9 protein-coding genes and 3 tRNA genes are annotated in these 12,838 nt (G+C 40.5%); 11 read left to right on the plus strand and 1 reads right to left on the minus strand.

The window, feature by feature from the left end; genetic code table 11:
• The first annotated feature begins 269 nt into the window (after positions 1–269).
• From gltX to KO530_RS12365, 11 genes are all read left to right on the plus strand, one after another.
• Entirely contained in the window at positions 270–1,679 is a 1,410-nt protein-coding gene (gltX, locus tag KO530_RS12315; protein ID WP_216048746.1) for a glutamate--tRNA ligase, read from the plus strand.
• Positions 1,680–1,790: 111 nt separating this feature from the next.
• Positions 1,791–1,866 (plus strand) — tRNA-Ala (locus KO530_RS12320).
• 176 nt (positions 1,867–2,042) lie between these two features.
• Positions 2,043–2,118, plus strand: a tRNA-Glu gene (locus tag KO530_RS12325).
• Positions 2,119–2,341: 223 nt separating this feature from the next.
• Positions 2,342–2,417, plus strand: a tRNA-Glu gene (locus tag KO530_RS12330).
• 215 nt (positions 2,418–2,632) lie between these two features.
• Entirely contained in the window at positions 2,633–3,433 is an 801-nt protein-coding gene (locus KO530_RS12335) for a YiiX/YebB-like N1pC/P60 family cysteine hydrolase (protein WP_216048747.1), read from the plus strand.
• A gap of 12 nt (positions 3,434–3,445) precedes the next feature.
• Positions 3,446–3,739, plus strand: a complete 294-nt coding sequence (locus KO530_RS12340) for a DUF1272 domain-containing protein (protein ID WP_216048748.1) — start codon at positions 3,446–3,448, stop codon at positions 3,737–3,739.
• A gap of 5 nt (positions 3,740–3,744) precedes the next feature.
• Positions 3,745–3,948, plus strand: coding sequence for a DUF1289 domain-containing protein (locus tag KO530_RS12345; RefSeq protein WP_216048749.1), 204 nt, complete (start codon positions 3,745–3,747; stop codon positions 3,946–3,948).
• Between the two features lie 59 nt (positions 3,949–4,007).
• Entirely contained in the window at positions 4,008–4,958 is a 951-nt protein-coding gene (gene dusC / locus KO530_RS12350; RefSeq protein ID WP_216048750.1) for a tRNA dihydrouridine(16) synthase DusC, read from the plus strand.
• A 39-nt stretch (positions 4,959–4,997) separates the two neighbouring features.
• On the plus strand, positions 4,998–5,534 hold the full coding sequence (locus KO530_RS12355; protein WP_216048751.1) for a YaeQ family protein: 537 nt from the start codon (positions 4,998–5,000) through the stop codon (positions 5,532–5,534).
• 161 nt (positions 5,535–5,695) lie between these two features.
• Positions 5,696–7,105, plus strand: a complete 1,410-nt coding sequence (locus tag KO530_RS12360) for an amidohydrolase (RefSeq protein WP_216048752.1) — start codon at positions 5,696–5,698, stop codon at positions 7,103–7,105.
• Entirely contained in the window at positions 7,102–8,400 is a 1,299-nt protein-coding gene (locus tag KO530_RS12365; protein WP_216048753.1) for an amidohydrolase family protein, read from the plus strand. Before KO530_RS12360 ends, KO530_RS12365 begins: the two co-directional genes overlap by 4 nt.
• A gap of 839 nt (positions 8,401–9,239) precedes the next feature.
• Here KO530_RS12365 and KO530_RS12370 read toward each other — a convergent pair.
• Positions 9,240–12,380 carry a S8 family serine peptidase gene (locus KO530_RS12370; RefSeq protein ID WP_216048754.1) on the minus strand — a complete coding sequence of 1,047 codons (3,141 nt, stop codon included), beginning with the start codon at positions 12,378–12,380 and terminating at the stop codon, positions 9,240–9,242.
• Positions 12,381–12,838 lie beyond the last annotated feature (458 nt).

Genomic DNA, 12,838 nt, shown 5'->3' on the forward strand with positions numbered 1-12,838 from the left:
CCAACTGAGCTAAGCGTCCAATTTTCTTTTTTACTTGCTGTGCTTGGCAAGTGGAGCGCTATTATAGATATGCGACTTAGACTGTCAACCCTAAACTATAAAAATATTGTTTAAATGGCGATTTTCTATCCATTACGTAGTTTTGCCGTGCGTTTAATGTACAAAATGGCTTAAAAATCTCATTTATCACTTATTAGTTTCTAAAATTGGTTTTTTTTAGTCTACGTAGACTGGTAAACTTCGCGCACTTAATTAAAAAGGAAACAATAATGTCCGTGATCACCCGATTTGCCCCTAGTCCCACCGGTTATTTACATGTAGGAGGTGCCAGAACTGCACTTTACTCATGGTTATATGCCAAGAGTAAAGGAGGTAAGTTTGTCTTACGGATTGAAGATACTGACATTGAGCGTTCTACCCAGTCGGCTATCGATGCCATTTTGGAAGGAATGGATTGGTTAGGTTTGGATTACGATGACGGACCTTATTATCAAACTAAACGATTTGATCGCTATAAAGAATTGATCGAACAGTTGCTCAGCGAGGGGAAAGCTTATAAGTGTTTTATGAGCTCAGCGGAATTAGACGATATTCGCGAAAAGCAAATGGCCGCGGGAGAAAAGCCTCGTTATCCTGGAACATGGCGAGATAGAACGGATCATCCTGAAGGACAACCTTTTGCTATTCGTTTTAAAAATCCACTCGAAGGTAAAGTGGTCATCAACGACCATATACGAGGAAAGATCGAAATTGCCAATGCTGAATTAGATGATTTGATTATTCAGCGCAGTGATGGAACCCCCACTTACAATTTTTGCGTAGTAGTAGATGATTGGGATATGGGAATTTCTCATGTGGTACGTGGCGAAGATCATATTAATAATACGCCTCGTCAAATTAACATCTTAAAAGCACTGGACGCACCTGTGCCCGAATATGCTCACGTATCGATGATTTTAGGAGATGATGGAAAAAAATTATCAAAACGACATGGTGCCGTGGGTGTTATGCAATACAGAGATGATGGTTATCTACCTCAAGCCCTGTTGAATTACCTTGTTCGTTTAGGTTGGTCTCATGGTGACCAAGAAATATTCTCTAAACAGGAAATGATTGAATTATTTGATTTAGATTCAATCGGCCAATCAGCTTCTGCATTTAATACTGAAAAGCTTATTTGGTTGAACCAACATTACATTAAAACGCTTCCTGCGAATGAAGTAGCTGAACACGCTAGATGGCATTTTGAACAACAGAACATAGACTTGTCTAATGGACCTAAACTTGAAGCTGTTATTGAAGCGCAAGCCGATCGTGTAAAAAACTTGGTAGAGTTGGCACAGATTAGTCGATATTTTTATGAAGAGTATGAAGAGTTCGACGCCAATGCCGCGAAAAAACATTTACGTCCAGTTGCTAAAGAAGCGTTGTTATTAGTAAAAGAAAAATTATCTAATATTGATGACTGGACGCCTGTATCAATTCAGAACGCAATTAATGACACTGCGCAAGAATTAGAGATTGGAATGGGTAAAGTCGGCATGCCGTTGCGTGTGGCCGTTACAGGGGCAGGGAATTCGCCGTCACTAGACGTCACTCTAAATCTGTTAAAACCTGAACAAATTGCTCAACGAATCGACAAAGCGCTCATTTATATAGCAAACAGAGAGAAATCATAAAAAAATCATAAAAAAATCGTTGACATGAAAAGGTCTGATGCCTAGAATGCGCCCCGCTGTCAAGGAATGGTAGCTAGCTAAAACAGCTTAGCCACTAGTGACATAAAGCACGGGGCTATAGCTCAGCTGGGAGAGCGCTTGCATGGCATGCAAGAGGTCGGCGGTTCGATCCCGCCTAGCTCCACCAATATCATGGATTGTTTACTACCACCTAGGCCAGTAAGCATTAGATATGACAAGAATTTGTTTTGTAAGGCGTTTTAAGTTGTAGGGTGGTTCACCATCCAATAATGTCGCTCCTCTCGCAGGCTCGACTCGCCTTACAGAAATTTATCGAAGCTTGCTTCGATAGGCAAAATTTCTGTCCCCATCGTCTAGAGGCCTAGGACACCGCCCTTTCACGGCGGTAACAGGGGTTCGAATCCCCTTGGGGACGCCATTTTGAACAGAGTATAGGATGTACTCGGTGGTCGGTAACGGCAACAAGGAACGCTTAATTCACACTCCTGGGCGAATTAAGTAAATAGTAGTGATAGAAAATTGTTTTTGTAAGGCTCGTTATAGTTATAGGGTAGTTCACTATTCTATAATGTCGTTCCTCTCGCAGGCTCGACTCACCTTACAAAAAATCTCGGAAACATGTTTCCGAAGGAAGATTTTTTGTCCCCATCGTCTAGAGGCCTAGGACACCGCCCTTTCACGGCGGTAACAGGGGTTCGAATCCCCTTGGGGACGCCAATTAGAAAAACCGCACTTTTTAGTGCGGTTTTTTTATGTCTGAAAAATAATAGGTAAAGTGGCTGACATTTTTCATGGCTGTCCACGCTATCAGCATCCAGGATGACAGGATCTAAAAGGTCAATGGGACATCTGATGTGTATCCAATTGCTAATTTGCACAAATATCTATGCTGTAGCATATTAGGTGCAATTCGAATTTATTGGAAAATAGCATTGAATCCATTGAATTGGATAGGCAATAAAATAGCGCACTTTCTACAAAAGCCTAGCCCAACCTATCGTAGTGAGACCACTTGCGAGCCTGATGCTTTATTAAAAACCCTCAAAAAAGGCGATGTGCTGTTGATTGATGGTGTAAGTAGGGTGAGCACCGCAATTAAATATTTAACTCAGTCTACTTGGTCACACGCGACGCTATGCATAAGCGACCAATACGGTATTGAAAATCCAGATATTGCTAAAGTCCATTTACTCGAAGCTGATGTTGTGGAGGGTGTCAGGGTGGTAAATTTACAGGAATATGTGGATCAAGGGACAAGAATTTGTCGGCCAGTCAGTCTCAATCAACAGGATATTGACAAAATTGTAGACTATGCGAGACAAAGAATTGGGCATCAATACGATACCAAAAATATTCTCGATTTAGCTCGTTATTTAATCCAAACTCCGCCGGTACCTGTGGGGTGGAGGCGGAATATGTTGTCTCTGGGGAGCGGAGATCCGACTAGAGCAATTTGTTCTTCATTATTGGCACAAGCATTTCAATCAATTGGTTACCCCATTTTGCCACAAAAAATTACACGGCCTCAAAGTACGCTTGTCAGATCTAAAATAAATCATTTTTTCCAATCTAGGCACCACACACTTTTTGTACCTAAGGACTTTGATATATCACCATACTTTGCCATTATAAAGCCGACTATCGAATTACATTTTGATCCTTATTCGTTTAACTGGGTTTCTGAATCCGAATTAAAACAAGAAAATCAACAGCCAACTGTTGTAAAAGATTAACAGGAGACAATCATGCTTGAACTTAGGCCAAATTGTGAGTGGTGTGATAAAGATTTACCCCCTGAGAGCACCGAAGCCTGTATCTGTACTTACGAATGTACTTTTTGTCAGAGCTGCGTCGATTCTGTATTGCTGAATGTTTGTCCAAATTGTGGAGGTGGTTTTAGCACAAGACCAATAAGGCCAGCGAGGCCTTTTAGGCTAGGGGTTAGCCTACAAAGTCATCCAGCCTCTACAAAGCGCGTTAACAGTCCTTATTCAAAAGAGGAAATTGAGGCATTTCGGAAAACTGTAGTGACCAAATAAGAGTAATGAAATTACAATCCAAAAACATCAGTTCTCCTTGTATTCGAAATTGTTGTTTAGACCAACATGATGTTTGCTTGGGATGTAACCGTAGCCTAGAAGAAATTTTAATCTGGGGGAGTGCTGATGATGAGCAAAAAATAAATATATTATTAAATACTCAAAAGCGTGAAAATCAACGTAATAAAGTACCAAATAACAGATCATAAAAGCGCCATTTTTGCTACAATCCGCCACTTTCTGTTTCCCTAAAATTTAATTAATTGAAATGAAAATTGTGTTAGCGCCTATGGAAGGCGTGGTTGATCATCTAATGCGCGATATGTTGACTCAAGTCGGCGGATTTGACTCGTGTGTAACTGAATTCGTGCGTGTGGTAGATCAACTTTTACCGACTAAAGTATTCTATCGTCTATGCCCTGAATTACATCACCATGGATTAACACCTTCAGGTGTGCCAGTAAAGGTGCAACTGTTAGGGCAAGAACCTGATTGGCTGGCGGAAAATGCGGTTAGAGCGATTGAATTAGGTTCTCATGGTGTGGATTTGAATTTTGGCTGTCCCGCCAAGACAGTCAATAAAAGTAAAGGCGGAGCAGTACTTTTAAAAGAGCCTGAAGCTCTTTATAAAATCGTTTTGGCAGTGCGTGAGGCGGTTCCTCAACAACACCAAGTGACAGCCAAAATGCGCTTAGGTTTTGAAGATAAATCTTTAGCGATTGAAAATGCTCAGGCTATTGAAGCCGCAGGGGCCAGCAGTTTAGCGATTCATGCGCGAACCAAAACTGAAGGATATAAACCGCCTGCTTATTGGGAGTGGATTGCCAAAATACGCCAACAAACGCAGATCCCTATTATTGCTAACGGTGAAATTTGGTCGAAGGCAGATGCAATCCTTTGTCAGCAGCGTTCTGAGTGCCAGGACATTATGTTGGGACGAGGTGCGTTAGCTTTGCCTAATTTAGCTCAAGTTATACGACAGGATGCTAGTAAGATGACGTGGGAACAGGTTAAAGCACTACTGTTAAGCTATTCAGGATATGAAATATTTGGTGATAAAGGTCGTTATTATCCGAACCGTATAAAACAATGGTTAGGCTATTTAAAAGTGCAATATCCAGAAGCTGAAAGCTTGTTTATGCGCATTCGGTCAATGACTAAATCAGCCGATATTGTGTCTGTTCTGCAGCACTATCAAGACAGTGATGTTTTTAGCTAAAAGATATTTTTTAACAACAATTATTATAGGTGATTTGAAATGGCATTGAAGCCGACAATTTATAAGTTTCGTATTTCGTTGGCTGACATGGACAGGCATCATTATGATAATTTGAGTTTAATAGTGGCACAACACCCATCTGAAACAACGCAGCGGATGATGGCTAGAATTGTTGCTTTTTGTATTCATGCTCAAGATGGACTGGAATTAACCAAAGGATTAAGCGAAACCGCAGAGCCGGACATTTGGGTGAAACAGCCAAATGATGACATAAGTTTATGGATAGAAATTGGTGAGCCTGACGCAGAAAGAATTAAAAAAGCTACTCGTTTGGCCTCTAATGTGATTGTTTATAGTTTTAATACTAAGTCTGATGTGTGGTGGCAGCAATCAGCCACAAAATTTAAACAGCTAAATGCAAAATTCTATAGATTTGATTGGCAACACATATGTCAACTTACTGAATTAATTGAAAGAACAATGGATATGACAGTTACCATTGCAGATCAATCTGCATTCATCGCCACAAATCTAGGTGAATGTGAAGTTCCTTGGGATGAACTTCAGGCAGGTTAATTGCAGTATCTTCAACAACTGGTATATTTAATTCTAAGAAAACTCGCTCTGCTTTCTATGTTCTAGATTTTATTTGGATTAACAATAAAAGCTGGGCAGGGTTTGACCATCCGTTATCGATAAAAACAACAATAAACGAACTTACTTTTTGGCAGGAAATCATGAAAATACTATCTACCTACGCAGGGGTCTCCCTAAGCGTTTTGGCTAGCGTGTTATTAGCTGGTTGTGATGCAGAACAACCAGAAAAAGAACCGCCAGTTACCCTGAATAAAAATCCATTCCCTAGTACTTATCAAGCGATGGACAGTGAACCGACTTTAATTACAAATGTGCATATTCTCGACGGTGTTGGTGGTTACATTGAATCCGGTTCCGTATTTATTAGCGATGGTAAAATTAAGGCGATAGGAAAATCAGTTAGTGCGCCAGATGGAACTAAAACCATTGATGGTAAAGGGCAATGGGTTACCCCTGGGATTATTGATGTACATAGCCATTTAGGCGTTTATGCCACACCCGATACAGCTTCTCATTCTGATGGCAACGAAATGACTAATCCAGTAACAGCCCAAGCTTGGGCGGAGCATTCAATATGGCCACAGGATCCTGGTTTTCATCGAGCGCTTATGGGAGGTGTCACCAGTTTACAAATATTGCCAGGCTCTGCCAATTTAGTGGGGGGCAGATCGGTAACCGTTAAAAATGTGCCCAATCGAGTGATTCAAGATATGAAGTTTCCAGGAGCTCCGTACGGCATCAAGATGGCCTGTGGAGAAAATCCAAAACGTGTATATGGCAAAAAAGGTGGACCCGGCACACGAATGGGTAACGTAGCTGGGTATCGACAAGCTTGGGCAGATGCACAAGACTATAAAAATAAATGGGATCGATATTATGCAGAGTACGATCAAGGTAAGGATCCTAAAGTTCCGAAAAGGGATTTAAAGTTAGAAACCTTAGCAGGTGTGTTGGATGGTGAAATCATCGTTCATATGCATTGTTATCGTGCTGATGACATGGGCACAATGCTGGATGTAATGAAAGAGTTTAACTATCAAATTGGTTCTTTTCATCATGCCGTTGAATCTTACAAAATTGCGGATCGTTTAAAAGAAAACAATGTTTGTTCTTCAATGTGGGCTGACTGGTGGGGCTTTAAGATGGAAGCTTATGATGGTATTCAAGAGAATATCCCTATGGTCCATGCTGCTGGGGCCTGCGCCATAGTGCATTCTGATGACGACAAAGGCATTCAACGTTTAAACCAAGAAGCAGCTAAGGCCTGGGGAAATGGTAAGCGAGTTGGAATTGAGATCTCACAAGCTGATGCGTGGCAGTGGCTATCTGCAAATCCTGCTAAATCATTAGGAATATTTGATCAAACAGGTTCATTGGAAGTAGGTAAAAACGCCGATTTAGTACTATGGAGTACAGATCCGTTTTCTACTTATGCTAAAACCGTCAACGTATACATTGATGGAGCCCTTGCTTTTGATCGTAACGATCCAAGTAGTTGGCCGGTAAGTGATTTTGAATTAGGACAACCAGGTGAAGGAGACAGCAAATGATTAACTTAAGTAAATTACTTTCTTTAGCTGTGTTGGCGGTTTCCGTTGCTAGCATTATTAATAATAATGCGATAGCAAAAAATATTGCGATTGTTGATGCCACAGTTCACACCATGACAGAGCAGGGCACATTAACCAACGCTACTGTATTAATTAGTGAAGGTAAAATTCAGACGATTTTAACCGAAACTCCTGCGTTGACCGGCTATGAGATTATTGATGGTAAAGGCAAAGTAGTCACACCTGGTCTGATTGGTGCCTATACGTCTTTGGGATTGGTAGAAGTAAGTTCCTCTGCAGGAACAGTAGACAGCAGTTCTTCTGACAATGCGATTAGCAAAACCGGTGCTGCGTATGACGTATCTTATGCACTTAACCCTAATTCTTCGTTAATGGCTATATCTCGAATTGAAGGAATTACCTCAGCAGCGACAAGCATGAACAGAACTGGACAATTGTTTACTGGACAAGGTGCAATTATTACCCTTGGTCAGGGCAGTTCAGCACTAATGAAAAAGTCCGCTTTTGTCTCTACTGGTGTCGACAATGGCGCTGCAAATAACAGCGGCGGCAGTCGAGCTGCGTTATGGGTAGCTTTGGAACGAGCTTTAGATGAGGCAAGCTATGTCGATGGTAAAACGTTCAATCCTCAATCCCCGTGGTACGGTATAAGCAGTCTTGATGATGCAATTGCCTTAATACCTGTTATAAAAGGCGATATTCCACTAATGATCGCGGCTCATCGTGAAGCGGATTTGTTGCAAGTGATTGCGTTGAAAAAACGTCATCCTAAACTAGATGTTGTAGTTCTATATGCAACTGAAGGTTGGAAAGTGGCTGAACAATTAGCGCAAGCAGATATTGCTGTTATTTTGAATCCTGAATCGAATTTACCGTACGAATTCGACCAATTAGCTGCAACAATGGAAAACGCTGGTCGCTTGCAAAAGGCCGGTGTAATTATTGCTATTGGTATGAACACCCACAATATTCGTTTAGCCAAGCAACATGCTGGAAATGCTGTTTCTCACGGCTTACCTTGGGATGCTGGCCTTGCCGCGTTAACAATTAACCCAGCCAAGATATTTGGTATAGACGACAAAGTTGGTAGTCTGAGCAAAGGCAAACAAGCTGATGTGGTGGTTTGGTCTGGCGATCCGATGGAAGTTGCCGAGGGTGCTGAAGTTGTTATCATTAATGGTGAGTTAGTTGAAATGACATCTCGTCAGACAAAACTGCGTGATAGGTATTTGCAACCTTCTAATGGCAAAAGTGTGCATTACACCAGACCATAAATTGTTATCTCTGACTCGTGCGTAGTATGGGCTGGTAATATAGTAATTTAAACACAAAATAGAACTTTAGATGTGACCCCCAATAGTTGAAAAATCCGAAGACTGGGGGTCTTTTTTATGGCTAACCCGCACTTATTCTTCAAGTTTTTTTGCGCCTTTCCTACATCTTTAATCTTTAACAGCAAATATTCATTTTTTGGATACCGTTAAACTGCTCTGCAGTAGATTTATTGGAAATAATCATATCAGACGGTCACCAAACTTTTTATAAGGTACTCTTTAAATTAAGTGCTGATATTGATTTGAGCAATATTTCACACCTCAATTTGATTGATGAACTTCAATACTTGGTGTTTTATGATACGCACTCTTTGTCGCTGGCAGCAAAAATACGATTATGGGTTATCAATTGTTTTTTATTGGGTTGGATAACAAAGCTTGAAGCTGGTTATTTGTTACTTCAGTCTTAAATCCTTAATTCATTGTTCCAGTATTTGATGTGATTTTGATTGGGACATGACTAAACCGCCAATTGAAATATAGTGGTTTCTTTAGACCAGTTTAACCGTGCATGCTAACGAAACTCAATTAATCTGGCAGTGTACTTATATTCGGTATTTATCCTATGTCTATTTATAAGTAAGCTGACCTTTTTCTACTTGTTATTGAATAGCTAATTCATAATCGCTTAAACAGACTTTTTTGAGAATGTTTAGTCATTAATTGCATTACATTCTGCAAATTAAATTTGAAAAGTGTCAACGCTTTTTAGGGCGGGTTAGGGTCATAAAAAAAGCCCGCGATTGCGGGCTTTTTTAATTTTTGAAATAACTAACTAATTATTGAGCTTCAACATCAAGAACAGTTAGTGCATTTTCATCTCCGTTTTCATCTTTATATATGACACCACCAACATAGTTTTCACCACTTTGCAGTCCATACATACCGACATAAACGTTACTTGTACGACCATTAACAGCTCGTGAAGATGCTCTAACAGTCATTTTCGTAGTACCAGACTCATCGACAGTCCAGACGTGTAATGGAGCGAGAACACTGTCTTCGCCACCCAATGAATAACCGTGTACAAACACGACATAAATGTCACTATTTCCTAGATTAGCTAAAGGCTCAGGATCAATTAAGACAACAGATTCATTCGATGTAGCGGTTAAACTAGAGCCAACTTCTGAACAGCTAAAACCTGGACAAGCATAAACATATAAGTCCAAATCAACATCAGCAGTGGCTTGATCTTCGTCATAAAGGGCGAATTTAGCTATGCGAGTACCTTCTGGCACGTCTACAAAGTAAAAACCTAAACTACCTTCATTGAAAGCGAATTCTTGGTCAGCATCCTGATAAACGGTATCTACAAATACATCAGCAGTATCTAGGCCAATTCCTTCAGCATACAATCTGCCGTTATAACCCATTTCCGCTGATAATGTGACCCGTGCAACAGAACTTGTAGTAGTCATGTTTACAGTCTCAGGAGCGATAACTCTAAGTGGAGCTGTTGGTTTTATAGCGATTGGACTGCGAACATCGTGACTTCCATCACTCCATGTTATATCACCAAATACCCATTCATCCTCTACTGCACTGTCATTTTTAGTAAAGGTCAACTGATAAATACCCATACCACTATCGTTGAAGCTCATAGTATCTGAATCAACAATTGTTCCTGTGGCAAAATCGTAAACACTTACAGTGACATCAACACCTTCTGGAGCGTTAACTGTAGCAACGTAGCTATCAGAGTCACTTACATTAGTCACATAACGTGTAATGGTTTGCGTGCCTGCTAGTTGTTCAATTGCAATGGAAGCAAGATTGAGATCACTGGCATCAGTTGGGAAACCAGCAACCTCTAATGCTGCACAAGCACCTGGGAAGTAATCTGATTCTACGAATGCTTGTTCACCTTGACCACATAAAAACGCATAGTAGTCATTAAAATTAGCATCGTAAACAAGACCAGGATCAACCGCTGAATTAGGATCAACATGACCTGCTCCATAATCAAATGGATCAGCAGCAGTTAAACCATCTTCTTTAGTTAGGTTTTGTCTTGCAGTCGTCATTATAGCTGATTTGACCGCAGCAGGACTCCATGTCGGATGAGCTTCTCTAACTAAGGTAGCTAAACCAGCAATGTGCGGTGATGACATTGAAGTACCACTTAGATAAGCATAGCTTTCACCCATCTGTCCGCTGTCGATTTGAGAACCGGAAGTCCCCGCTAGAATCTGCTGTCCCGGGGCTGTGATATCAGGTTTAATGATATCTGCTGTTGCTAGACTTTCACCACGTGAAGAGAAGCCGGCCATCTGATTGCCAATTTGTGGAATTATGCCACCAGAAATACCATCATTGGTTAAGGTAACACTTACAACCATTTCATCTACTAAATCTACTAATTCCAATCCATCAGAATTAGAGATCATCACACCAGGAATATTGATTCCAGTGCTTTCACCGCCCATGACGATCGCTTCAGCAGTTGAATAAACAACCACCCCGATTGCGCCAGCTTCTTGTGCATATAGAATTTTTTCTGAAAATGCACATGAACCTCTGGAAATTAAAGCGATATTTCCGTCAATTTCTTCAGCATTTGTAATTGGATTGTTACCAGTAAAAATATCTGGATCTTCGTCACACATGAATACTGGAGATGTCGCTACCAATTGACCACTAAGACCTTCGTCAGGAATTGGAGAAGTAATTGAACCACCTAATGAATAATATGCGTCATTCGTATCGCCATAACTCACATTAAGAGATTTCCCTACAACCTCTGCATCTCCATCGTATGTTGATGCGCCAACTGTCGTTACCCATGGAACATTATGGGCAACAGTTTGTGCGCCAGGGCCAGAGTTACCAGCAGAAAGTGAACTAAATACTCCGCCTTGAGCTGCATTGAAAAACGCTACATGTACGGGATCGACTAAGGTCGTTGTACTTCCACTGATAGAATAGTTAATAACATCTACACCATCCGCAACTGCAGCATCAATAGCCGCTACAGAATCAGTTGGGAAACATCCGCTATTACCTTCCGCACTGCCATTCCAACAAACTTTATAGGCAGCGACACGAGCTCTTGGCGCCATACCTGTTACTGTACCGACATCTAATCCTAAAATTGTTGCTGAGACATTTTCATTCCCGCCCGCTGTAGTTATGGTATGTGTACCGTGACCGTCGGCATCTCTAGGGGAATCAAATTCACCAGGTAAGATAGATTCAGGTGCGAAGCCTGAATTAAAATAACGTGCACCGATTAATTTGTTATTACAACTAAACAGTGGATCAGTACCTACATCACAAGCATCCTCAGGAGCTGGCCATTCAGGTCGTGTCTCCTGGATAGGGTCAAAACCGGCGTCATCTAAACTGGGGTTTTCTGGCCATACACCAGAATCTACTACCCCAATAATCATGTTTTCGCCTTTATTGCCTAAAGTATGAAGTCCACCAGGCGCTGTCAATCCTAAAAAACTAGGAGTGTTTGATGTATCCATATGTCTTACTTCATCTGGCCATATGTTCAAAACTTCTGGATTACTTTTTAGTTTAGCAATTTGTGTTTCTGTTAAAACTGCCGCAAAACCATTGAACGCATGCTCATAGGTGTAAATTGCTTCAGTTACACCAACACTACTCATTACCTGTCTTTGTTTGTTAACTAGTTTATTGCGATACGTAATTGAAGCGACAGAGTTGGCATCATATTTTGCTGTGTTCAAGACACCATCTGCTTTTAACGGGATGCCAGTTGATTTGACTCCACTAATGGCGGGTTGGTCTTTTAACTGAATAATGTACCTAGAGGTTGTTTTTAAATTATGAGAGGTTGAACCATCTAAAGTGAGTAAACTGCGGTCTGAATTAGATAATGCCAAAGCACTATGCACAGACATCGCCAAAAAGCACCCGGTTCCGAGCACTGTTAGCTGTTTGCGTAACATAGAATCTTCCTTTATTGTTTTATAATTATGAGCAGCGTTTTACTGCCTACGTTTAGAAACGTTTTCCAAACTTCTTTGGTTTGGTAACTTGACCAAGATGGCCAAATCTAATCTTTACACCATCAAAACGTCTTTTATTTTTGATGTGGTCGTAAATTAGACTTTGTATTCAAGCAAGAAACATTCCCCCTATATAGCGTACTGATATATATAATAATTTTAATCGCTAGATAAAAGACGAATCAAAAGTTGTTAAAAATGCTGACAGAGGATTGATTGTTCCATGTACGATTGATGGTTGATTTTTATAAATAAATTTAAACAGCTCTCAAAAATTACGCTAAAAGCTATTGCGTTATAGTTATCGCTCTATATTCAGGCTATTTAATTAGTGATAACTATAAATATAGGTTAAATTACGAAAACATTAAAAAAGTACTTGATCTTCGGATTATGGT

The sequence above is a fragment of the Aliiglaciecola lipolytica genome, from assembly GCF_018860635.1.
GTDB lineage: Bacteria > Pseudomonadota > Gammaproteobacteria > Enterobacterales > Alteromonadaceae > Aliiglaciecola > Aliiglaciecola lipolytica_A.

What these genes read in the sequence shown, in the direction of transcription:
- gltX (WP_216048746.1), top strand. Translation starts at nt 270, where the DNA reads ATGTCCGTGATCACCCGATTTGCCCCTAGTCCCACCGGTTATTTACAT.
- KO530_RS12340 (WP_216048748.1), top strand. Translation starts at nt 3,446, where the DNA reads ATGCTTGAACTTAGGCCAAATTGTGAGTGGTGTGATAAAGATTTACCC.
- KO530_RS12345 (WP_216048749.1), top strand. Translation starts at nt 3,745, where the DNA reads ATGAAATTACAATCCAAAAACATCAGTTCTCCTTGTATTCGAAATTGT.
- dusC (WP_216048750.1), top strand. Translation starts at nt 4,008, where the DNA reads ATGAAAATTGTGTTAGCGCCTATGGAAGGCGTGGTTGATCATCTAATG.
- KO530_RS12355 (WP_216048751.1), top strand. Translation starts at nt 4,998, where the DNA reads ATGGCATTGAAGCCGACAATTTATAAGTTTCGTATTTCGTTGGCTGAC.
- KO530_RS12360 (WP_216048752.1), top strand. Translation starts at nt 5,696, where the DNA reads ATGAAAATACTATCTACCTACGCAGGGGTCTCCCTAAGCGTTTTGGCT.
- KO530_RS12365 (WP_216048753.1), top strand. Translation starts at nt 7,102, where the DNA reads ATGATTAACTTAAGTAAATTACTTTCTTTAGCTGTGTTGGCGGTTTCC.
- KO530_RS12370 (WP_216048754.1), bottom strand. Translation starts at nt 12,380, where the DNA reads ATGTTACGCAAACAGCTAACAGTGCTCGGAACCGGGTGCTTTTTGGCG.